Source organism: Nostoc parmelioides FACHB-3921 (genome assembly GCF_014696625.1).
Classification (GTDB): Bacteria; Cyanobacteriota; Cyanobacteriia; order Cyanobacteriales; family Nostocaceae; genus Trichormus; species Trichormus parmelioides.
This window is the reverse complement of record NZ_JACJQL010000024.1, coordinates 68870-89568: the sequence shown is the minus strand read 5'-3', so window position 1 is coordinate 89568 and position 20699 is coordinate 68870. Positions and strand designations below refer to the sequence as shown.

Here is a 20699-nt window from a genome sequence, read left to right as displayed (position 1 = left end):
TTCCCATCCTCACACCCACTGGGTTGAGTATTCCCAAATTTGGGGGGTTGGGTATCGGGGGTTGGGGATTGGGGATTAGGGACTGGGAAAAGTTCTCCCCTGCCTCCTCTGCCTCCCCTGCCTCCCCTGCTTCTTATTCTGTCTCCTAAACTTTGACTGAGTTTTTATCTTTGAGGTAGGCAAATACGGATTTATCACCAATATCGGGGGGAATGGCTTGTATTGCCTTACGTACAGCAAATATTACAAATAAGATTGCCCAAGCTCCTAATAAAATTTGTTCCCATTGAGTTGGTAGAATGCCCACCATGTGTCCTAATAAAAGTGTGGGTACGAGGAAAGTTAGGACTTTGGTTTCTAAACGATAAAAGCAAAACGCTTCTTTGAAATAAATCCCTGTTAACGCTGCGAAGGTAAAACCAATTCCCAATATGGTCAAAGGTTGATTGTATACAGTCACAGCAAAAGGTTGACTGTCGGAATGTCCGAAGATAAACGCAGCAATGCTACCAATTATCCAAAAAACCTGTAATAGTCTGTGCAATGGTGCAAGATAAATATGAATCGTCAATAAACTTACTCCCAGCGCCAAACTGAAGCAAGTGTATAAGGGAGTTAGGGCTTGAATAGCAATAGGATTATTGGTGAATAATACTAAAGCAGTGCCAATGGCAAAACTCAAGGCTGCTACCATTAAACCAGAACGGTAAATAATCACACCATTGCGATCGCTCTGATTAATCGTAAACTCCCCAAACTGACCTTGATAAACTTCCGGTGCAGATATTGTTGATGTAGTCATTAGTCATTAGTCCATATTCATTAGTCAACAGTCAACGGTTCTCACCTTGCCTTTATTCACTAGTCTAATAACTAATGACTTCTAGAGGGTCTTGCAAGTTAATCTGTAGCTGTGAATGTGCATCACCACTGTTGATGGCAATTTCTACCCAGCCATGACTACCAATTAAAGCCGCAGCCTCTCCCAATTTCACATCACTATAGGTATCACACCCCGGAATCATCAAGCCACTAACTTGCACACACCATTTTTTGCCTTGTATGCAATCACCCGGAATATTACTGACTAAATTACCAAAGTAATCTATGTATTGAATACCACCAGACCAACCAGTTGCTGTCTGAGTACAGTTTTTCATATTCATCTGTACCAAACTGGCTGGTTCAATTTCTTGCCCCAGATGTTGAAGAGATACACCACTAGCAAGATGAGCGCCGACTGGGGCAAAAATATCTCTACCATGAAAAGTTTTGCTAGGTTCAAGAGTACGCCAATACTGGGAATTAGTTAGCTCCACAACTGCGATAGCTGGACTTTGAGCTAGTACACCGCTAAATATGCCATTATCAGGCCCCACTAGAAACCCATCTGCAAATTCTACTGCGATCGCCCGTCTTCTACTACCCACCCCCGGATCTACCACTACTATATGTACAGTCCCTTCTGGGAAGTAGGGATAGGCATTCATCAAACAAAACCTAGCAGCAGCAATATTTTGTGGTGGTATTTGATGGGTTAAATCCACTACCTGTAATTTAGGGTTAATTTGGGCAATTACTCCTTTCATTACAGCTACATACACATCGCGATCGCCAAAATCACTTAATAAAGTCAACACAGGCTGATCAGACCAATTTTTCGGCATAACCAATCAACGTATATATATTAAATTAATATTTTCTGTAACATACACTACGAAACTTATGCTATGTTAGGAAGAACAGACATAAAGCAGAAAAATTAAGAAGGTTAATCCTATGAGCCAAGCTAGATTTAAGGCAAATAGCACTGCCAAGGAAGTACACAGACAAAATATTCAAAGAAACATACAGCACCGCCTAGAAGTAGCTAGAGCGCAAGGAGATGAAAGACTAATTCGGCAACTAGAAGCTGAATTAAGACAATTTGCCTAAATTTAATACTCATTGTTCATAGTTTTGTTGTGTTTATCCCGCTTAGGCGGGTTTTTTGTTGGAAACTCACGCTAACCATTAATATTCTTCCTTCCCAACTCCTGCATAAAAACTAAAACCTCAACGTGTAACTCAGCAAGAGGTTCAAAGGCTAAGGCCAGACTTCCACACACAGAAAACGAGGTTGATTGTTTTTTCTACAGGAGATACAAGATGAAAAAGATTAATCGCAGAAAGGCAATTAAAACAGTATTTCTTACTAGCTGCGCTATGTTTGGTTTGCTAGCGCCATTTGGTACACAGATGCAATATGGTTTAGCGCAATCCAATGATAATTTCTCAATGATCATAGTATCAGATACTCAATATCCTTGGACAGCAAACACCGACCAAGGAATAGAGGAAACCGAAGACCAAAAAAAGGCGGGTTCAACTATTGCTAATCAAAATCATGTCAATAGTGTGAACTCATTGGTACAGCAAGTAGGTAATGTCAGAGGAACAATCCTGAATGGAGATATCACTGCTTTTGGACATAGTTGGCAGTTAGATAAGTACAAAGAAATCTGGACAAAGCTTTCCGTCCCCGTTTATCCTGGTCTTGGTAATCATGATTACGCCAATAACGTTGATGACTGTTACGCAAACAACTGCGCCATTGGGATGGTCGAGTATGTGCGGGATGCAATTAAAAAACTCAATCCCCGCAGTTTTGATTATCGTGAAAGTAACAGCTATAAATTTCCCGAACTCCGCACTGAATATATCGGTAGCCTAGCTTATTCCTGGGATGTGGGTAATATCCACTTTGTCCAAATGCACAACTATCCCGTATATGAAAGAAAATTCGAGGGTTTTGATGCTAGCGCAGCTAAACGCAAGATTGTGCAGATTAAGCATTCTTTGGACTGGCTAGAAAAAGATTTAACTCAAGCAAGAAATGAAGGCAAGGCTATCATCCTCAATTATCATGATTCAGATGATAACTGGAAAGATAATTATGCACCGGCAACTTATGAACAGCTAAAGTCACGCTTTAGCGACATCCTGAAAAAATATAACGTGTCAGCCGTTTTTGCAGGTCATTATCACACAAGAATTGGCAAAGCTGAACCATATAACAATTTTTCCAGCGTTTATGGAAGTGTACCTGTAATCTATAGCGGCTCCGCCTCTCAGAACAACTATCTACTGGCACGTTTTGAAAATGGACAAATGACCGTGGAAAAAGTGAGTAGCGCCAACGGTGGCGCGTTACGCACACCTGACGGTACATACACACTGAAAACAGGTACTCCAGCAACACCCATTGCACCTGCACCAGAACCAGGTTCGATTACATTTTTCAACCAAGGTGGCTATGTAGCGCGTTATAACCTCAGCTACACATCCGGCGGACAAAACGCATCATTTAGTACTGGGAATATGGCTTTAGGTAATAAGAAGCGGTACGATTTACCAGCCGATGCTACAAATATCAAGGTTCGTGGTGAAGCCAAAACTGGACTCATCTGGAATCCGTGGCGTGATATTTTCAATCGTTCAATCGAACATCCTCGTGGGTCGATATGCTTCAAAAGCTACAGCACGACCTTAAACGCAAAATGGAACAATAGCTGTAACTAATCAGCTGTGATACTAAGTTTCTCGGATAAACATCAAAGAAAAATCCGAAAAGTCTCATAACTGATGGGTAGATATGAGTATAGATTTTAATCCATAGGATTAGTATTTGATTTTTTAAATCCATGCTTGCTAGGTAATACTTATCAAAATTCTGATACTACATCCAAATCCCGAAACTTTTGCAGGCAACATACACCAAAAATAATCAAATCTGATTTTTATATCAGATTTGATTCAAGCTCTATCGCCCAGTGAAGTATAAATTAATCAAATTAATGGACTGAACATGAACATTTATTCTCAAAAAAAAATGAAGTCTTTGTTATTCATCTTAGCTACGACTTTAGGCACATCCTTATCATTTACTGGTAGTGTTAATTCTGCTATTGCTTCAGAACTAACAGCTAATAAAAATTCAGCAGTAAACGTTGGAAATATAGCCAGCCTTAGAACTTGTCCCAAATATGCGGGAGGGGGAAGATTATCAGCCAGAATTGAAACTCCTAATTTCATTATTCATCTTTGCGAGCGACGGAAAAAGCTGTTTTATACAGGCATTTCTAAGCACACAGGTAAAGGGATTTATTCTCTGCCAGCTTATGTGGAAGAAGGTACAGGATATGTCGCTAAAAATGGCAAATATGAATATATTGTTACTGGTGCCAGTCTAGATATTATCAAAAATGGCAAAGTTATACAGTCGGAAACTGTAACTAAATTTACCAGTGATTATGCCAATTAAACATATCTAATATCTAAGTTTTTATCATCCCTATTGTCTGTCAATGGGGATTTTTGGCGTTGCTGTATCCCGGTATGATTGGACTCCACTGCAAACCGCTATATATTGAGAATGCAGAGAATCAACTCTACAACCCAACACTCAATATCAAGACCGCCATGACCTATTTAGAAACAGCCGCACAGTTTTATAGTGAAGTTGCCCAAACGCCGGAAGTGGGTCTGTGCTGCGTTCAAAGTACACCTCTACAACTACCAGGGCTAAAAATTCCTTTATCCATGCAGGAAATGAACTATGGTTGTGGAACCACTGTTCATCCTACGGAACTTGGCAAGCAACCTACCGTCTTGTATGTTGGTGTGGGTGGTGGGTTAGAAGCATTGCAATTTGCTTATTTTTCTCGCCGTCCTGGTGCTGTGATTGCAGTTGACCCAGTTGCCGCGATGCGAGAAGCAGCCGCACGTAACCTAGAAATGGCTTTAACAGACAACCCGTGGTTTGAAAGTAGTTTTGTAGAGATTCGTGAAGGTGATGCCTTTAATTTACCTGTGGCAGATGGGTCAGTTGATATCGTGGCTCAAAATTGTTTGTTTAACATTTTCGAGCCTGAAGATTTGACCCGTGCGCTCAAGGAAGCGTATCGGGTGTTAAAGTGTGGTGGACGGTTGCAAATGAGTGACCCTATTGCCACCAGTCCCATCCCGGCACATTTGCAACAAGATGAACGGTTACGGGCTATGTGTTTGTCTGGCGCACTGACCTACGAAGAATACACCCAGCGTATCATTGATGCTGGCTTTGGTCAGATTGAAATCCGGGCGCGTCGTCCTTATCGCTTACTAGATTCCCAAACTTACAACTTAGAAACCCATTTACTTTTAGAAAGTCTCGATTCGGTCTCATTCAAAGTGCCTATCCCAGAAGATGGCGCTTGCATTTTTACTGGTAAAACGGCAATTTACGCCGGTTGCGAAGCATTTTTTGATGACAAAGCCGGACATATCCTACAACGTGGCATTCCGGCAACCGTATGCGATAAAACTGCTGCTAAACTAGCAACGGTAAAGCCAAAAGAAGTAATAATTACTGATTCTACTTGGCATTATAACGGTGGTGGTTGCTGTTAATTTATACTGCTCAAAATGTTGTTAATTAGTCTGTTTATTGCTACCCTGTTCCTGGCTTATGCTAATGGAGCTAATGACAACTTTAAGGGTGTAGCGACGCTGTTTGGTAGTCGGACAACAAGCTACCAAACAGCAATTTTGTGGGCAACTTTTACGACTTTTGCAGGTTCTTTGACTGCTACATATCTAGGTAGAACAATAGTTAAAGAATTTACTGGTAAGGGTATTTTACCAGATGCGATCGCTAATGCACCAGAGTTTCATTTAGCCGTGGCGATCGCATCTGGCTTGACGGTACTACTAGCTACTACGATGGGATTTCCCATTTCCACATCCCACAGTTTAATCGGTGCAATGTTTGGTGCTGGACTGGTAGCTTTTGGACTCCAGGTAAATTTTGCCATTTTAGGAATCTATTTTATTTTCCCCCTATTATTAAGTCCTATTATTGCTATTGCCTTCAGTGCAGGAATTTACAGTTTGATTAATTATTTAAGTATTAGGCTGAATTGGCAGTTAAATCAAAAACTAATTGATACCATTCATTATATCAGTGCTGGTATATTCAGCTTCGCTAGAGGATTTAATGATACTACCAAAATTGTCTCCCTAATCCTAATTATCGATTATTTCTCACTTGCTGGAGCAATGATTACCATCGCAATGGCTATGGGTCTCGGTGGTTTACTCAACTCTCAAAAAATTGCTGAAACCATGAGTACAAAAATTACCTCCATGAATCGTATCCAGGGATTATCAGCCAATATCATTACTAGTATTCTAGTGATTCTTGCTAGTAATTTTGGGTTGCCTATATCTACAACCCATGTCGCAGTCTCTTCTATTTTTGGTGTAGGATTAGTTGGTAGTAAAGCCAATAAATATATTTTTTATCAAATTTTATTAGTCTGGTTCGTCAACCTACCTATTGCAACTATTATCGGCGGTATCACCTATAGACTATTACAAGGTTAGCAACACTCCCATATTTTAACTTATATTCAGGAATATTCATCAATGACAACTACACCAAGCACTACCATAAATACAAACATAACTCCTTTTCATTCTCAGTTAAATGCTCCCTTAACTAAACAAAAAATCAAGGTTTTACAAATTAATTTAGGTAAACGCTGTAATCTTGCTTGTACACACTGTCATGTTGAAGCTAGTCCAAAACGTACAGAAGAGTTATCAACGGAAATCTGTGAACAATTAATCGAGGTAATTCATCGATTTCCGCAAATTAAAATTGTCGATTTAACTGGTGGCGCACCAGAGATGAACTATGGATTTAAGCCATTAGTAGCAGCCGCACGCCAACATAATAAACAGGTGATTGTCCGTTCCAATTTAACTATTTATTTTGTAGAGGGATTTAACGATTTACCTGAATATTTTGCTGCCAACAAAATCAGAATTGTAGCATCTATGCCTTGTTACCTAGCAGATAATGTCGATAAAATGCGTGGTGCAGGTGTATTTGATGATTCAATTCAAGCATTGCAATGGCTCAATCAAGTTGGTTATGGAATAGACCCTAGTTTAATTTTAGATTTGGTTTATAATCCCCAACTACCTACAAGTGAAAAATTTTCTCTAACTCCTGATCAGAATAAATTAGAGCAAGATTACAAAACTTTCTTACAAAAACATTTCAATATCGTATTTAACAACCTGTTCACGATTACCAATTTACCAGTTGGTAGAACTAAACTCTATTTAGAACGAAAAAAACTAGAAACTAGTTATTTGCAGTTTTTAGAATTGCATTTCAACCCTCACACGGTAGAAAATTTAATGTGTCGCAATCAATTATCTGTAGACTATCTAGGTAATATATATGATTGTGATTTTAATCAGATGATGGATTTACCAGCGAAAACTCTTAATGGTGATGCTCTAACTATTGCTAAATTAATCGAGGCTGGTAGTTTGGATCTGATTAATGAAATTCAAACTGCAAACTATTGCTATGGTTGTACTGCTGGTTGTGGTTCTAGTTGCAGTGGTGCTTTGGTGTGACAGGTAAGACTAAGCCGTAAATAATTGCTCTATGTCAGCAAAGGCTAATTTTGTTACAAACAGTGTTATTTCGCATTGAGAATAGCTGAGATTGGTTTATGATGTATTTAGTTTAAATCTCCTCACACCACATTAAAAAAACCGTGGATTACTCAATGTTTCTACGGTTTTTATTTTTTGATTAAAGATAAAAATATTACTCTTGACCAAATATTTAATGATATGAGTGAACTACCTACACTGACCTCTGGGTGAGACTTGAGATGAATTGCTGTTTCAGCTAAAATGTTGCAGTAGACTGGGATAAAATTAAACGCAAATGCACGCAGATAGACGGGGATAGAATTTCTGTTATTGCACTATTTTTAGCCTTGCCAAGCCAGTACAAACAACTCTAAGCGCCAATTATTAATTTCTTTCCAAAAAATCCTGTTACCAAAATTGTTACAGGTGTATCACTACTGGGCGGTTGCCCTATGATGGTCTTCAGTTAAGCTCCTCACACCACACGAAAAGCCGCGAAACAAGTAGTTTCGTGGTTTTTTCTTTGTCGTTGTATAGTCAGGGGCATAAGTTTTAGATGAGTGCTGAGTAAGATATTCTTCCCCTACTCCCTACATTTTCTCTAAAGCAAATGCAAACAACCGTTAAACTTCATTGCGAAGTAAGAAGCCAAGTGAAACAACGTGATAAGTTTTGATGATGTGACGCAATCGCACCAGAGGATAAGGAGAACACGGTGGCAATCGAATCAAACTTATTAAACGGCACAGTTCTACCAAAAGAAGAAATCAGCGAATATGTTGCCAACCTCCAGCTACACATGACTTTGCAAGCACGTAATTTAGTTCCACCCTTAAGGCAGACTCAGACTATAGAAGATAGTAGACAACAATTGCTGCATCAAACCCAAGCTAATTTTGAGATGCAGGCTTCTCGGCAAAGATTATAATATAAAAAGACGTAAAAATAACAGAAAAACAAATAAAATAAAAGCAGATATTGTTGGTTCCGCACCAAAAGTGTTACCCTCAAGTCTGCTTTTTCCATTTTTTGTAGTCTTCAGTTACGAAAATCACCCTTTGGGAGCAATAGCAAAGAGCGGAAAGCCGTTAAAATTATTGCAGCAGTTCCTCTGATCCAATCCGTTAAGGCTAAATGGCAGCTCACATCAACATGACTTCATTACTTCCTCGAAATCTTAGCGTTGTCATCCGGCCAGTCTATTATCGGGACTTGGACGGAATTGAGCGTATATCTCAAGAATCATTTGCAGCTCATACCCCCCAAGGCGCTAGTTCTATTGCTAATCGGATGCAATGGTTGCGTCGCTGGTATGGGTTACTCAAGTTTTTGAGTTGGTTCCCCAACCCGTTACAGTACCGCTTTTGCGCCTATGTAGCCGAACAGGGGCGGATGCTCTTAGGGATGATTCAAGTTTCGCCGTTTAACCGCACACGCAGCACTTGGCGAGTTGATCGGGTGATTTTGGATCGGGCTGTCGATAAGCAGGGGATTGGCTCACAGCTACTACGCCACTGTTTTGAAGGGATTTTAGAAGCTCGTACTTGGTTGTTAGAAGTTAATGTCAATGATACAGATGCACTAGCGCTTTATCGTCAAAATGGATTTCAGCGTCTGGCAGAAATGACCTATTGGGAAATAGATCCCGAATTATTAAGTGAATTAGCGCAAGCCGAGCCAGATTTACCCAATCTTTTGCCAGTCAGCAATGCTGATGCTCAGTTGTTGTATCAATTAGATACAGCATCAATGCCGCCGTTGGTACGTCAAGTATTCGATCGCAACACCCGCGATTTTAAAACCAGTTTGTTCGGCGCTTTAAGAGATGCAGTCAAACAATGGGTGACAAAAATTGAAGTTGTAAGCGGCTACGTGTTTGAACCACAACGCAAAGCAGCAATAGGTTATTTCCAATTACAGCTAGACCGCAAAGGGGAAACGCCCCATGTTGCCACGTTGACAGTCCACCCTGCTTATACTTGGCTATACCCAGAATTATTGTCTCAACTGGCACGAATTGCCCAAGATTTTCCCCAACAAGGCTTACAACTAGCCTCCTCTGATTACCAACCAGAGCGAGAAGAATATTTAGAACGTATTGGTGCCAAACGGATAGAACACACGCTGATCATGTCTCGTTCTGTCTGGCACAAACTGCGGGAGTCAAAATTTGTCTCTCTAGAAGGGATTCAATGGACTGATGTTCTCCAAGGACTGCAACCCGCGCGCAAACCCATCCCCGGAGGGATGTCTTGGGTACACACCAGACAGCAATCATCCCCAGATATCCCAGTACCCAGTTCATCAGAACCGATGGCCTTTGGGATTAAAGAAGTACCCAATCAGCCAGAGTTAGAAGATGGGGAGATTGGGGAGTAGGAAATAGGGGGCAGGGGGCAGGGGAAGCAGAGGAGGCAGGGGAAGCAGAGGAGGCAGGGGGGCAGGGGAAGCAGGGGAAGCAGGGTAAAGAAAATTGGCAACTGACAACTGACTAATGACAACTGACTAATGACTAAATACATTTCAGCCTTGGGATTGGATGTGGGGCGTAAGCGTGTTGGGGTGGCTGGATGCGATCGCACTGGGTTGATTGCTACGGGAATTACCACCGTTGAGCGCACATCTTTTGACCGGGATGTCCAGCAAATACAAAATATAGTTAATGAACGCCAGGTACAAGTTCTGGTTGTGGGTTTGCCATATTCAATGGACGGTTCCTTAGGATTTCAGGCTCGTCAAGTGCAGAAATTTACGTCAAGGCTGGCTAAAGCTTTGCAGTTACCTGTGGAATATGTTGATGAGCGACTGACTTCTTTTCAAGCTGAACAGATGCTCATCGCTGAAAATGTTTCCCCATCACGGAATAAAGGTTTAATTGATCGTAAGGCAGCAGCTTTAATTTTGCAGCAGTGGTTGGATATTAGACGAACTAATGCTCAGAGTTCAGTGGCAGTAGAGTATTGATACCTTTGAACATGATATTCTGAAAGCTGTTACACAGCAGTTGTATCTAAGATTAAAGCTATTTGCTTGACATGATATGTCATTCAAGAGCAAAGCTTTGTTTACATCTGTTGGTACTTATAAAGTCTCACACCTTGGCTATGTTTTCCTCTCCATTTTCCGAAGATAACGACAATGCTCCTAATGGTTCCATCACCTTAACCGATGAAAAAGGGCGATCGCTTGAATGTTATGTAGAACATTCGCTCTCGGTAGATGGACAAGAATATGTTTTGCTGCTTCCTGTCGATTCACCCATAGAAATTTTTGCTTGGGAAGGTGAAGACGAAGACGAAGAAGCAGTTCTAGTAGAATTTGATGATGCGATTATTGACGAAATTTTCCCCACTGCTCAGGCTGTCCTAGCAGAACAAAATTTAGTACTCAAGCAGACTGCTTATGCTTTGACTGTAGCTGGCGATTTACCACCAGTGGAAGAGTCGGAGCTATTCACTCTAGAAATTGAAGAAGAAGAAGCAGCAGATTTAGAACCAGAGCAACTCCAGTTACTTGCTAACTTCTATCATGACGAACAGGAGTATGCAATTTATACGCCTCTTGATCCCCTGCTGTTTTTCGCCAAAATTACAAAGACTGGTGAGCCTGTGCTACTCTCCCCAGAAGAGTTTCGTAAAGTGCAACCCCTATTAGAAGAACAACTTTTTAATGAAGTTGAATAATATCAAAAGTTTTCAGTTAAAAATTAAAAGATAACATTTTTAATTTTCAATTGAGGATTACCAATCATAGTTAGTTGCACCATAAGACAATTCGATCCCCAAGGTCAAGCCGTTTTAGGAACTATCGGTTGGCTAACTTTGTTATTACCTCACCACGGTAATCAATATAAATCTATACAGAATGTCAAAATCTCAAGATATGTGGGTTTTGGCATTTTAAATTTTGTAGGTGTAGTATTGCCTTGGGCTATTTCACATTTTAAGTTAAGCGCAGAGATAGAGTATGACTTGGCACAACTTTTTACAGCCGGATTTGATTTTGGCGGGTTCAGTGTTGAACCTCACACCAGATATTATTCAGCACCACCAGCTCAAGGGGTTGGTTTTGGATGTAGATGAAACCTTAGTACCGATGACAGTGGGTGATGCTTCACCGGAACTGAAAGAGTGGGTAGAGCAGATTCGCAGCGTTACGGCGCTGTGGTTGGTGAGCAATAACATGAGTGAAGCCCGCATTGGGGGAATTGCCCGTTCTTTGAACCTACCTTACTATTTAGGTGCAGCCAAGCCCTCACGCCGTAAGATTAGGGCGGCACTGCAAGCAATGAATTTACCCGTTGAGCAGGTAGGGATGGTAGGCGATCGCTTATTTACTGATGTTTTAGCTGGTAATCGCTTGGGTATGTTTACCATTCTGGTAGAGCCAATTATCCATCCTGATGCAGCCCTGCGCTCCCACCCCATCCGCAATTTTGAAGTTTGGTTCTCAGAGATTTTAGGAGCCTCTATTAACCCTGAGCATACAAAAAGTTACAAAAACTGACAAATGTTAAATAACTAAAATCTAAAGAAATAATTAAAGAAACCCATGAACAGCAAAAAATCGGGGATCATAGGTATTAATAACATGGGGTCAGCAATAAAAGACCCTAGTACATAACAAGTAACTATAAATTAGTAAAGCGTCAGCCTTCACTTATAGAGGGACTGGCGCTTTACTATTGAGTAGTTAGTCCAGAGTCAATAGTCCAAAGTCCAGAGTAAAAACTATTGACCATTGACTATTGACCATTGACTATTGACCATTGACCAATGACCAAAACAATTGTCGTCAAAATTGGCACATCTAGCCTCACCCAACCAGAAACCGGACAATTAGCCCTCTCCACCATTGCAACTTTGGCGGAAACACTCTCTTATTTAAGACAGCAAGGTAATCGGGTGATTTTAGTTTCCTCTGGGGCTGTGGGAGTCGGTTGTGCGCGGTTGGGTTTAACAGAACGTCCCAAAGCGATCGCCCTCAAACAAGCGGTAGCCGCAGTGGGTCAAGGTAGATTAATGCGGGTATATGACGACTTATTCACCACCTTGCAACAGCCGATCGCCCAAGTTTTGCTAACTCGCAGCGATTTGGTACAACGTAGCCGTTATCTCAACGTATACAACACCTTTCGGGAATTACTCGCCTTGGGGGTAATTCCTGTAGTCAATGAGAATGATACTGTTGCTGTGGATGAACTGAAATTTGGTGATAATGATACCCTTTCAGCTTTGGTTGCTAGTCTTGTAGAGGCAGACTGGCTATTTTTACTCACGGACGTAGATCGATTATACTCAGCCGATCCCCGTTCTGTCCCCGATGCCCGACCAATTTCTTTGGTAACAAGCATCAAAGAATTAGCAGACTTACAAGTACAAACAGGTTCTCAAGGTTCTCAATGGGGTACTGGGGGAATGATGACGAAAATTTCGGCGGCGAGAATTGCGATCGCGGCGGGAGTACGTACTGTGATTACTCAAGGACGATACCCCCGCAATATCGAAAAAATTATCCAAGGGGAACTGATTGGGACTCATTTTCAACCCCAACCAGAACCAACTTCCGCCCGTAAACGTTGGATTGCTTACGGTTTAGTGCCGGCGGGTAAATTATACTTAGATTCTGGTGCGATCGCCGCTATAGTTAAGGCAGGTAAATCCTTATTGCCAGCAGGAGTTAAAACCGTTGCAGGTGAATTTGAGCCTCAAGATGCAGTACAACTATTAGATCCTCAAGGTAACGAAATTGCCAGAGGATTAGTTAACTACAGCAGCAATGACTTACAGAAAATTTGTGGTCGTCATTCTAAAGAGATTCCGACGATTTTGGGTTATTTAGGTGCAGAAACAGTGATCCATCGAGATAACCTAGTATTGACTTAAAAAAGAAGAACCCCGATACCTAACGGGGTTCATGTTACTTTAGCCACAAGTTTTACCATAAAAAAGTTTTAAATAGCACCCTGGAAAATAGGTAAAAGGTAGGAAATCCCACCTTTGTACAGAGCTTATCTTTTAGCCTGGGTTTAATATTACACAGGCGTTTGACGAAAATATTACAATCTTATGAAATTTGTGTGTAGATGAAGAGAGCGATCGCTTAAGGGACTTCCAATTAAAAAAATATACTATCATTTGGATGGCAAGGGGGCAGGGAGCAGGGGGAAAGACAGTTGTTTGGAAGCAGATAAATTGGATAGTTTATTTTCTGGAAGTCCCTGAGTAAACTTATCCCTGAATAATGTCGCTCAATTCACTATGGTTGCGTTTTACTTCTGACCAAAAAGCTAGCCAAAAAATAACTAACATCAATATAGGCATTCCTATTAATAATGCAGCCATCTGACTAGGCATAGTATCTGTGACGGTTGTAGGAACGATCGCACTATACCAAAACAAAAGCCAAAACCCTAAAAATGCCATTGCAGCATTATCTACGCTCATCTGCACATGAATTAGGGTTTGCTGGGATTGCTCTTCAAAACGTCCTCGAATCACTGGGAAAAATGAGTGGCGGTAATCAATTATGCGAATAATTTGAAAACCCTCTTCAGATATGCTTCCTTGATAGGTAGTATGTTTCCTTGACAATCTCAATGCTTTTGGGGGTTCAATGTTTGCCCTCAGTCGTTGCAAAACTATCGGCAGTGAGTCAGGTGTCACAATTGTCAAGGTTTCGTATGGTAATATTTTCATGGTGCTTTAAGCTACTTGCTGAAAATAAACCCTGATAATCTGCGGAAAACATCAGCATCAAATTTTTCATTACAGGGTCTTGTTTTGAGTTTTCCCCTAGTCAAGACTTCTCTAACAAGTGGTTAAATGCTATTATTTTGTTCGGAAAACTGAGCTTTGCCATTTCTGATTGCTAGCGATGGGTAGGCGATCGCTTCACCTAACGAGATGCTATCATGGCAAAAGGAAACTCTGTATCAACAGTTTCCTAAATGAATAAATATCTGGAGAGGTGTCCGAGTGGTTGATGGTGACGCACTCGAAATGCGTTTTGGGGAAACCCAACGGGGGTTCAAATCCCCCCCTCTCCGTCTTTTTTACATCATTCTCAATAAGTCAATTACCTCAGTTAGATGATTCTTAGCCTTGTACAGCGCCAGTAATCTCTCTTGCTGGTATCTATTGGGGTAATCCATCTGCCTACCTTCAAAACTCAGTCTGAGTAACGCTGATTGTTCACAGGTAGGTGTTGCCATCTCGTCTAGGATTTGTCCCATTGTCTCAAGACCAGAGAATGTAGGAGGTTTTAGCCCCCTTCCATCCTCTAACTGCTGGAGTGCTAAAGCCGGGAACGCCATTAAGGTAGTGATATAGCTAGCCTTCTGTCCTCCTGTTCCCGTTGGTTTTAAGCCATACCGTTTCACCAGTAGATTTAATTGGGGGATAGTCAACAGTTCTAATTCAGCACGACTAAACATAAAATAGATTCATCCATTTGTAAAAGTGGTATCAGTGGGTAACAACTTTCTCAGGGTAGATACCCACTGACTAAAAATTGAAACAGATGCGCGCAACTGATTCAATCTTCAGATACATTTCTCAACAATGCCTAATCCCAAAGGAACACCCGAAAATTTAGAACCATCAAAACCAAAGGGTGAGGAACCTATGACTGCTAACCTTAGTTTTCGTGTCACCGAGTCGATGAAACAAGCGGTTAAGGCACAACATGACCCTGCTCAATTCTGTAGAGACGCGATACAAGAGAAGCTAGATAAGCTTTCTAGTGAAGAATAGAGACAGTATTTGATTGCCCAGAAGCGATCGCCTTTGGGCATTGTAACCAAACATTTTACCTACATTACTTAACTACTCGTATTTCGCTCAAGCCAAGCAACTAAATCAGATACATTTGAAAAACTTAAAAATTCTTCTCCCAAGGCTTCTAACTCTTCAGTAGATAATGTTTTGATACGCTCCACTATTGATGAATCTATCTCATCAAAGCGTCGATTTAACAGTCGATTTAAAAAGCGAAAAGCTTCCTTCTGCTCACCCTTCTGCTCACCCTTCTGCAAAATATCTTGATAAATAACTGATTCCTGCATAATATCCTCGCTTAATAACTGACGAATCAAACCCTTCTCAAACCGCAAACCAGCTAAAATCTCGGTGTAGGCTGCTGTATTTTGCCTTGTCTCTCTATCTGAAATTCTAGCGACTTCCTGAGCAACCTGCGATAATAAATCTCGTGGAGAGTCAGTTTGACACAAAGGTGCTAACGGTAACAATGCCAAATTACCCAAAAATAAGCTAGAATCTTGCTCCCACATTCTGACTGCACGATAGCGATGTATAGTTGTCTCATTCACATACTCTTCAGTAAAAGCAATTTCATCATCTGTCTCCTGCAAAAATATTACTACCTGTGCAATTCGACATTTGTACTGACGTTTTAATCTCACAGAATAATCCAGCATTCGGAAAGGAATCGCGGGAGTAGACTGTGTTAAAGTCTGAAATTCAATATGCAAAATCAGATTGCCAGTTTGTAAAAAAATCACAGAATCTGCGCGAATAGGCTCTAAACTTAATTCAGTTTTTAAAACTTTAACATTGGTAGATTCTTCACCTATTAACCATCGAATAAAATCTTTTGGATATTTCTCTGCAAGTGCCTTACAAACATTATCAAAACTCACAATAATAACCAAGTTAATCTCATAATTATATTATTATTAAATGGGGATATATTGGTTCCTGACTTCGTGAGGTATATTGTCAACGCTACTAACCTTGTTTGATAAGATTGGAGTATACCTCAATTGCTCTGTCTTACTAACTCATAGTGTCAGGTTACCGACAAAATCGAATAGATGGTGAGCTAGTTGCAATTTAGAACAAGGTGGGATTGTCACTTGTCTATCTTGGCTATCTAAGAAGATGGCTTGATTATTATCACTACCAAAACCGCTATCTGCTTTGTCGATGGGGTTTGCCACGATCGCATCTAATTTTTTACTATATAACTTTTCTCTAGCTGGTGTAACTATATCCCCTGTCTGGGCTGCAAAACCAATTAAACGCTGATGGGGTTGTTTGAGTTTGCCTAATTGAGCAACAATATCTGGTACTGGTTCTAAAGGTAAAAACTGGGGGAGCGATCGCTTGGGTAATTTTTCTGTACTATAGTCTTGAGGTTTGACATCAGCTACAGCCGCAGACATAACTATGATATCTGCATTGGGTAAATATTCCAGCATCACCTGTTGCATTTCTTCGGCATTGATAATGGGAATTGCTTGCACACCCAAAGGTACATCCCAACTCGCCACGCCATGTACCAATGTTACCTTTGCGTCTCTGTGTAAAGCAGCTTGGGCTAAAGCCAATCCCATTTTACCCGTGGAAGGATTACCAATAAACCGCACCGGATCAAGATACTCCCTTGTACCTCCCGCACTAATCAAAACTCGTCTCCCAGCTAAATCTCGCTTACCTTGAGTATGTAATAGGGATTGAGTGTAAGCCAAAATCTCTGGAGGTTCGGCCATTCTACCAGCACCGACGCGATCGCACGCTAATAATCCCGATGCTGTACCAATACCATGATATCTGCTATCTGTTAACAACTGCTGCCAATTACGCTGCACCGTTAACTGTTCCCACATATCAGTATTCATCGCCGGCGCTAACAACACGGGACAAGTGGAAGCTAACACCGTATTGGTGAGTAAATTATCAGCCATCCCGTAAGTTAATTTAGCTAAGGTATTAGCTGTGAGGGGGACAATTACCAACAAATCAGCCCACTCACCCAACTCGATATGCAACGGACGAGAGTGAGTAGGTTGCCAAAAATCATCATCTGTATAAGCAGGGTGACGGGAGAGGGTTGATAAAGTTAAAGGCGTAATAAATTCCTGGGCGGAACGAGTCAAAATAACTCGGACTTCCACCCCAGATTTAAATAAACTTGAAACGACCTCACAAACTTTATAGGCTGCAATACCACCGCCCACAGCAACGATAACTCTACCTTTTCGATTGTCAGCTTGCGGTTGAGTATGAGCCATAACAAAAACCGAATATTAAGGAGTTAGGTATAATTCTTAGTTACGAATTATTTCTAACTCCTGATTATCAAAATACCTATGCTTCGTCGTAGGGTTCCAAATCTAACAGATGGATGTAAGATTCTACCAACTCTGGACGCTGAAATGCGATCGCCCGCAGTAGATGCCAGTCATTTAAACCATCAAAAGCATTGCTGTAATTGTCCATCTCTAGACGAGTAGCCAGTTCCTCCACCTCTGCTGCGGTCATGGCAGCAATTTCTTTTTTGGAAATGCTTAAAGTTTTCATAATGCTTGCCCCTCCCTTATGCAGCATTTGCACCCAGCACGGGTTAAGTGGCGCTGTAAAGTGCCACTCAATCTATCTTACTCACTAGATGGCATGGAATTCCTAAAATTTTTCAGGATTTATACCATATTTTGTAAAAAAATTGTAACTCAGACTAAACAAGTGCATTCACAATGAAATTTCTGGCTACATTTAACATTTCCAAATTGATTTCATGCCCTGTATCAAATTCATGATATTGGACGGAAACACCCAGTGATTCTACGGTTGTGCGTGCTTTGATAGCAGCTTGTAGGGGTACAACTTCATCCCTTGTACCATGTAGGATCAGTGTTGGGGGAATGTTAGTATTATCGGGGCTAATGGCTTCAGGATGTAAATACCCACTCATCACCACCAAACCAGCCAAGGGTAATTTTGAGCCGACATCAAAAGTCATCGCCCCACCTTGAGAAAATCCACTTAAGATAGTGCGGGATAAAGGCACACCAGTACTACTTTCTAAAGAAAGCACAAAATCTTTCAGCAGTTCCCGACTTTGCGCCAATCCCTCATACATATTTTCTTGTCTCAGGTCATACCATGACCTACCAAGGGGAGTATAAGGATATGGATAAGGTGCATTGGGAAAGACAAACTGGTAATCAGGTAAATTGAAATAGGGTAACAAAGATGCCACATCCTCAGCATTAGCACCCCAACCATGCAAAGTCACAACTAAGCCGGCGGGTGTTTGAGAGTTAGCTGGGGGAACGGTAGTGAATTGCAAAGACAGAGGTTTGCTCCTAAAATCTGACACTCCTAGTAGATTCTATCTCTACAGTGCAAAGGCAAACAGAAGAGTTGTTCGGCTTCACGGGTGATTTTTTGGAATTCTTTATTGAGAAATTCGTAGGGAGGTTCCCCATTAATTAATGCAGATGTTTCTGGAAAAAAGAACTGCATGGCTTGGGGAAAATATGCTTCGAGAATTTCTTTCCACGGGCTATTAAAATTAGCGCGATCGCCTAAATTATTCATGAATTGATGGAAAATAAACTATGTGCAACATCCAATCCCCGACTTCCGCAAAAATTAGGGATCAGGATTTAGTCAGTATTCTTAAGGAATGTTAGCAAAAAGGGATTGGTTACGAATTATCCTCAGTGCTCTTGAAGTGAAGCCAGGGTTGTGTGAAAATTGGGGTCTTTGGCATCTGAGGAATTGAGACATGGCGCGTCTAGCACTGCTGAGTGTATCTAACAAGACTGGTTTAATTGACTTAGCTCGTCGCTTGGTAGAGGAATTTGAGTTTGATTTAATCAGCAGTGGGGGGACAGCCCAAGCCCTCAAGGATGCGGGTTTACCTGTGACGAAGGTTGCAGATTACACGGGTTCACCAGAGATTTTGGGTGGACGGGTGAAAACTCTACATCCCCGGATTCATGGGGGGATTTTGGCTAGGCGGGATGTACCTAGTGATTTGACGGATTTGGAAAATAACCAAATTCGCCCGATTGATTTGGTGGTGGTGAATCTTTACCCGTTTGAGGAAACTATTGCTAAACCAGGGGTGACGTTGGCGGAAGCGGTGGAACAAATTGATATTGGCGGCCCGACGATGTTACGGGCATCATCGAAGAATTTTGCCCATCTGACAGTATTATGTGATCCGGCGCAGTATGATGAATATCTGCAAGAATTACGGCAAAATAACGGAGTAGCTTCCTTAGAATTTCGGCAAAAGGCGGCTTTGAAGGGGTTTTTACATACGGCGAGTTATGATAGTGCCATTGCCTCTTACCTCTCAGGCACACAACAGCATACCCTAAGCGGTACTGAATTACAATCTCTGCGTTACGGTGAGAATCCCCATCAGCCAGCAGCTTGGTATCAAACTGGGACTACGCCAACAGGGTGGGCAGCAGCCAAGAAACTACAAGGTAAGGAACTGAGTTACAATAATTTGGTTGACTTAGAAGCCGCCCGGCGCATTATTGCAGAGTTCACTGATACACCAGCCGCCACGATTATTAAACATACCAATCCCTGTGGTACGGCGTTGGCAGATACCATTGTGGAAGCTTATCAAAAGGCTTTCAATGCTGACGCTACTTCGGCGTTTGGGGGGATTGTCGCCCTGAACCGTCCTATTGATGCAGCGACAGCCAGTGAGTTAACTAAGACGTTTTTAGAATGTGTGGTTGCACCTGATTGTGATGCAGAAGCGCAAAAAATCCTCTCCAAGAAATCTAATGTGCGGGTGTTGACTTTGGCTGATTTGAGTACCGGGCCTAAAACTTTAGTCAAACAAATCGCCGGGGGTTTCCTGGTGCAGGCTGCGGATGATATTGCTGCTGATACAAGTCAATGGCAAGTAGTCACAGAACGCCAACCTACACCCGATGAATTAGCAGAATTGCTATTTGCGTGGAAAGTCTGCAAACACGTTAAATCTAATGCTATTGTTGTGACAAGCGATCGCACTACTCTAGGTGTAGGTGCAGGACAAATGAACCGCATTGGTTCAACGAAAATTGCCCTAGAACAAGCTGGGGACAAAGCCAAAGGTGCAATCCTCGCCAGCGATGGATTTTTCCCCTTCGATGATACCGTCAGAACCGCCGCCGCCGCAGGTATTAGCGCCATTGTCCAGCCAGGGGGAAGCCTGCGGGATCAAGATTCCGTCAAGGCTGCTAATGAATTGGGTTTGTTGATGGTGTTGACTGGGGTGCGGCATTTTTTACATTAGGAGGCAGGGGAAGCAGGGGGGGCAGGGGAGGCAGGGGGAGAAACTTACTGCAATATTTTCGCCCAGTCCCCAATCCCTCACAATGGTGCAGTTAGGAAAGTGTCACTGATAACATGAGCTTTGGTTTCAAGGCGGTGTTATCTTCTAATAGTGTGAGGAGCAAGTTG

23 protein-coding genes and 1 tRNA gene are annotated in these 20699 nt (G+C 41.6%); 15 read left to right on the top strand and 9 right to left on the bottom strand.

From position 1 onward, the window contains the following. Positions 1-145: 145 nt before the first annotated feature. A complete protein-coding gene (locus H6G14_RS16940) occupies positions 146-802 on the bottom strand; it encodes a DUF2301 domain-containing membrane protein (RefSeq protein ID WP_190568510.1) in 657 nt (218 codons plus the stop codon). Between the two features lie 64 nt (positions 803-866). After that, a complete protein-coding gene (locus tag H6G14_RS16935) occupies positions 867-1667 on the bottom strand; it encodes an SAM hydrolase/SAM-dependent halogenase family protein (RefSeq protein WP_190568509.1) in 801 nt (266 codons plus the stop codon). A 112-nt stretch (positions 1668-1779) separates the two neighbouring features. On the opposite strand from H6G14_RS16935, the gene pirA reads away from it, so the two are divergent. The 12 genes from pirA (at position 1780) to proB (ending at position 13364) form a co-directional block, all read left to right on the top strand. Continuing rightward, on the top strand, positions 1780-1935 hold the full coding sequence (pirA, locus tag H6G14_RS16930) for an arginine synthesis PII-interacting regulator PirA (RefSeq protein ID WP_190568508.1): 156 nt from the start codon (positions 1780-1782) through the stop codon (positions 1933-1935). A gap of 213 nt (positions 1936-2148) precedes the next feature. Then, positions 2149-3561: a metallophosphoesterase gene (locus H6G14_RS16925; RefSeq protein WP_190568507.1), complete on the top strand. Its 1413-nt coding sequence runs from the start codon at positions 2149-2151 to the stop codon at positions 3559-3561. A 310-nt stretch (positions 3562-3871) separates the two neighbouring features. Then, positions 3872-4303: a hypothetical protein gene (locus H6G14_RS16920; protein WP_242053462.1), complete on the top strand. Its 432-nt coding sequence runs from the start codon at positions 3872-3874 to the stop codon at positions 4301-4303. Positions 4304-4461: 158 nt separating this feature from the next. After that, positions 4462-5430, top strand: a complete 969-nt coding sequence (gene arsM / locus H6G14_RS16915; protein WP_190568521.1) for an arsenosugar biosynthesis arsenite methyltransferase ArsM — start codon at positions 4462-4464, stop codon at positions 5428-5430. Positions 5431-5445: 15 nt separating this feature from the next. After that, complete coding sequence (locus H6G14_RS16910) at positions 5446-6405, top strand: inorganic phosphate transporter (RefSeq protein ID WP_190568505.1); 960 nt, start codon at positions 5446-5448, stop codon at positions 6403-6405. Between the two features lie 42 nt (positions 6406-6447). Then, a complete protein-coding gene (arsS, locus tag H6G14_RS16905; RefSeq protein WP_190568504.1) occupies positions 6448-7455 on the top strand; it encodes an arsenosugar biosynthesis radical SAM (seleno)protein ArsS in 1008 nt (335 codons plus the stop codon). A gap of 745 nt (positions 7456-8200) precedes the next feature. Next, positions 8201-8407 (top strand): hypothetical protein, encoded by a 207-nt coding sequence (locus H6G14_RS16900; RefSeq protein ID WP_041456929.1) that lies wholly within the window; start codon positions 8201-8203, stop codon positions 8405-8407. A gap of 206 nt (positions 8408-8613) precedes the next feature. Beyond that, positions 8614-9858, top strand: a complete 1245-nt coding sequence (locus tag H6G14_RS16895; RefSeq protein WP_190568503.1) for a GNAT family N-acetyltransferase — start codon at positions 8614-8616, stop codon at positions 9856-9858. Positions 9859-9987: 129 nt separating this feature from the next. Further along, positions 9988-10443: a Holliday junction resolvase RuvX gene (ruvX, locus tag H6G14_RS16890; RefSeq protein WP_010997251.1), complete on the top strand. Its 456-nt coding sequence runs from the start codon at positions 9988-9990 to the stop codon at positions 10441-10443. A gap of 140 nt (positions 10444-10583) precedes the next feature. Next, the gene (locus H6G14_RS16885) at positions 10584-11162 is read left to right on the top strand and encodes a DUF3727 domain-containing protein (protein ID WP_190568502.1); all 579 of its coding nucleotides are present in this window, start codon (positions 10584-10586) and stop codon (positions 11160-11162) included. Between the two features lie 283 nt (positions 11163-11445). Continuing rightward, positions 11446-11985, top strand: a complete 540-nt coding sequence (locus tag H6G14_RS16880; RefSeq protein ID WP_190568501.1) for a YqeG family HAD IIIA-type phosphatase — start codon at positions 11446-11448, stop codon at positions 11983-11985. A gap of 269 nt (positions 11986-12254) precedes the next feature. Next, positions 12255-13364, top strand: coding sequence for a glutamate 5-kinase (gene proB, locus H6G14_RS16875; RefSeq protein ID WP_190568500.1), 1110 nt, complete (start codon positions 12255-12257; stop codon positions 13362-13364). A gap of 345 nt (positions 13365-13709) precedes the next feature. On the opposite strand, the gene H6G14_RS16870 is transcribed toward proB, so the two are convergent. After that, positions 13710-14177 (bottom strand): hypothetical protein, encoded by a 468-nt coding sequence (locus tag H6G14_RS16870; RefSeq protein WP_190568499.1) that lies wholly within the window; start codon positions 14175-14177, stop codon positions 13710-13712. 265 nt (positions 14178-14442) lie between these two features. Here H6G14_RS16870 and H6G14_RS16865 point away from each other — a divergent pair. Beyond that, positions 14443-14527, top strand: a tRNA-Ser gene (locus H6G14_RS16865). 6 nt (positions 14528-14533) lie between these two features. Here H6G14_RS16865 and H6G14_RS16860 read toward each other — a convergent pair. Beyond that, on the bottom strand, positions 14534-14914 hold the full coding sequence (locus H6G14_RS16860) for a hypothetical protein (protein WP_190568498.1): 381 nt from the start codon (positions 14912-14914) through the stop codon (positions 14534-14536). Positions 14915-15041: 127 nt separating this feature from the next. Between H6G14_RS16860 and H6G14_RS16855 the strand changes: the two genes are divergently transcribed. Continuing rightward, the gene (locus H6G14_RS16855) at positions 15042-15233 is read left to right on the top strand and encodes a hypothetical protein (RefSeq protein ID WP_190568497.1); all 192 of its coding nucleotides are present in this window, start codon (positions 15042-15044) and stop codon (positions 15231-15233) included. 68 nt (positions 15234-15301) lie between these two features. Here the strand turns inward: H6G14_RS16855 and H6G14_RS16850 are convergent, their stop codons facing one another. From H6G14_RS16850 to H6G14_RS16830, 5 genes are all read right to left on the bottom strand, one after another. Next, positions 15302-16138 carry a DUF4351 domain-containing protein gene (locus tag H6G14_RS16850; RefSeq protein ID WP_190568496.1) on the bottom strand — a complete coding sequence of 279 codons (837 nt, stop codon included), beginning with the start codon at positions 16136-16138 and terminating at the stop codon, positions 15302-15304. A 141-nt stretch (positions 16139-16279) separates the two neighbouring features. Then, on the bottom strand, positions 16280-17512 hold the full coding sequence (coaBC, locus tag H6G14_RS16845) for a bifunctional phosphopantothenoylcysteine decarboxylase/phosphopantothenate--cysteine ligase CoaBC (RefSeq protein ID WP_190568495.1): 1233 nt from the start codon (positions 17510-17512) through the stop codon (positions 16280-16282). Positions 17513-17588: 76 nt separating this feature from the next. Further along, the gene (isiD, locus tag H6G14_RS16840) at positions 17589-17801 is read right to left on the bottom strand and encodes a protein IsiD (RefSeq protein WP_011320507.1); all 213 of its coding nucleotides are present in this window, start codon (positions 17799-17801) and stop codon (positions 17589-17591) included. A gap of 154 nt (positions 17802-17955) precedes the next feature. Beyond that, entirely contained in the window at positions 17956-18600 is a 645-nt protein-coding gene (locus tag H6G14_RS16835) for a dienelactone hydrolase family protein (protein WP_190568494.1), read from the bottom strand. A gap of 2 nt (positions 18601-18602) precedes the next feature. Continuing rightward, positions 18603-18821 (bottom strand): hypothetical protein, encoded by a 219-nt coding sequence (locus H6G14_RS16830; RefSeq protein WP_190568522.1) that lies wholly within the window; start codon positions 18819-18821, stop codon positions 18603-18605. Positions 18822-19011: 190 nt separating this feature from the next. Between H6G14_RS16830 and purH the strand changes: the two genes are divergently transcribed. Continuing rightward, positions 19012-20532: a bifunctional phosphoribosylaminoimidazolecarboxamide formyltransferase/IMP cyclohydrolase gene (gene purH / locus H6G14_RS16825; RefSeq protein WP_190568493.1), complete on the top strand. Its 1521-nt coding sequence runs from the start codon at positions 19012-19014 to the stop codon at positions 20530-20532. The last annotated feature ends 167 nt before the right edge of the window (positions 20533-20699 follow it).

Coding starts and splice junctions, on each gene's coding strand:
- H6G14_RS16925 (WP_190568507.1), top strand. CDS start 2,149: ATGAAAAAGATTAATCGCAGAAAGGCAATTAAAACAGTATTTCTTACT.
- H6G14_RS16830 (WP_190568522.1), bottom strand. CDS start 18,821: ATGAATAATTTAGGCGATCGCGCTAATTTTAATAGCCCGTGGAAAGAA.
- H6G14_RS16855 (WP_190568497.1), top strand. CDS start 15,042: ATGCCTAATCCCAAAGGAACACCCGAAAATTTAGAACCATCAAAACCA.
- H6G14_RS16880 (WP_190568501.1), top strand. CDS start 11,446: ATGACTTGGCACAACTTTTTACAGCCGGATTTGATTTTGGCGGGTTCA.
- H6G14_RS16895 (WP_190568503.1), top strand. CDS start 8,614: ATGGCAGCTCACATCAACATGACTTCATTACTTCCTCGAAATCTTAGC.
- coaBC (WP_190568495.1), bottom strand. CDS start 17,512: ATGGCTCATACTCAACCGCAAGCTGACAATCGAAAAGGTAGAGTTATC.
- H6G14_RS16870 (WP_190568499.1), bottom strand. CDS start 14,177: ATGAAAATATTACCATACGAAACCTTGACAATTGTGACACCTGACTCA.
- isiD (WP_011320507.1), bottom strand. CDS start 17,801: ATGAAAACTTTAAGCATTTCCAAAAAAGAAATTGCTGCCATGACCGCA.
- H6G14_RS16860 (WP_190568498.1), bottom strand. CDS start 14,914: ATGTTTAGTCGTGCTGAATTAGAACTGTTGACTATCCCCCAATTAAAT.
- H6G14_RS16920 (WP_242053462.1), top strand. CDS start 3,872: ATGAAGTCTTTGTTATTCATCTTAGCTACGACTTTAGGCACATCCTTA.
- proB (WP_190568500.1), top strand. CDS start 12,255: ATGACCAAAACAATTGTCGTCAAAATTGGCACATCTAGCCTCACCCAA.
- H6G14_RS16910 (WP_190568505.1), top strand. CDS start 5,446: ATGTTGTTAATTAGTCTGTTTATTGCTACCCTGTTCCTGGCTTATGCT.
- purH (WP_190568493.1), top strand. CDS start 19,012: ATGGCGCGTCTAGCACTGCTGAGTGTATCTAACAAGACTGGTTTAATT.
- H6G14_RS16935 (WP_190568509.1), bottom strand. CDS start 1,667: ATGCCGAAAAATTGGTCTGATCAGCCTGTGTTGACTTTATTAAGTGAT.
- ruvX (WP_010997251.1), top strand. CDS start 9,988: ATGACTAAATACATTTCAGCCTTGGGATTGGATGTGGGGCGTAAGCGT.
- pirA (WP_190568508.1), top strand. CDS start 1,780: ATGAGCCAAGCTAGATTTAAGGCAAATAGCACTGCCAAGGAAGTACAC.
- arsM (WP_190568521.1), top strand. CDS start 4,462: ATGACCTATTTAGAAACAGCCGCACAGTTTTATAGTGAAGTTGCCCAA.
- H6G14_RS16885 (WP_190568502.1), top strand. CDS start 10,584: ATGTTTTCCTCTCCATTTTCCGAAGATAACGACAATGCTCCTAATGGT.
- arsS (WP_190568504.1), top strand. CDS start 6,448: ATGACAACTACACCAAGCACTACCATAAATACAAACATAACTCCTTTT.
- H6G14_RS16940 (WP_190568510.1), bottom strand. CDS start 802: ATGACTACATCAACAATATCTGCACCGGAAGTTTATCAAGGTCAGTTT.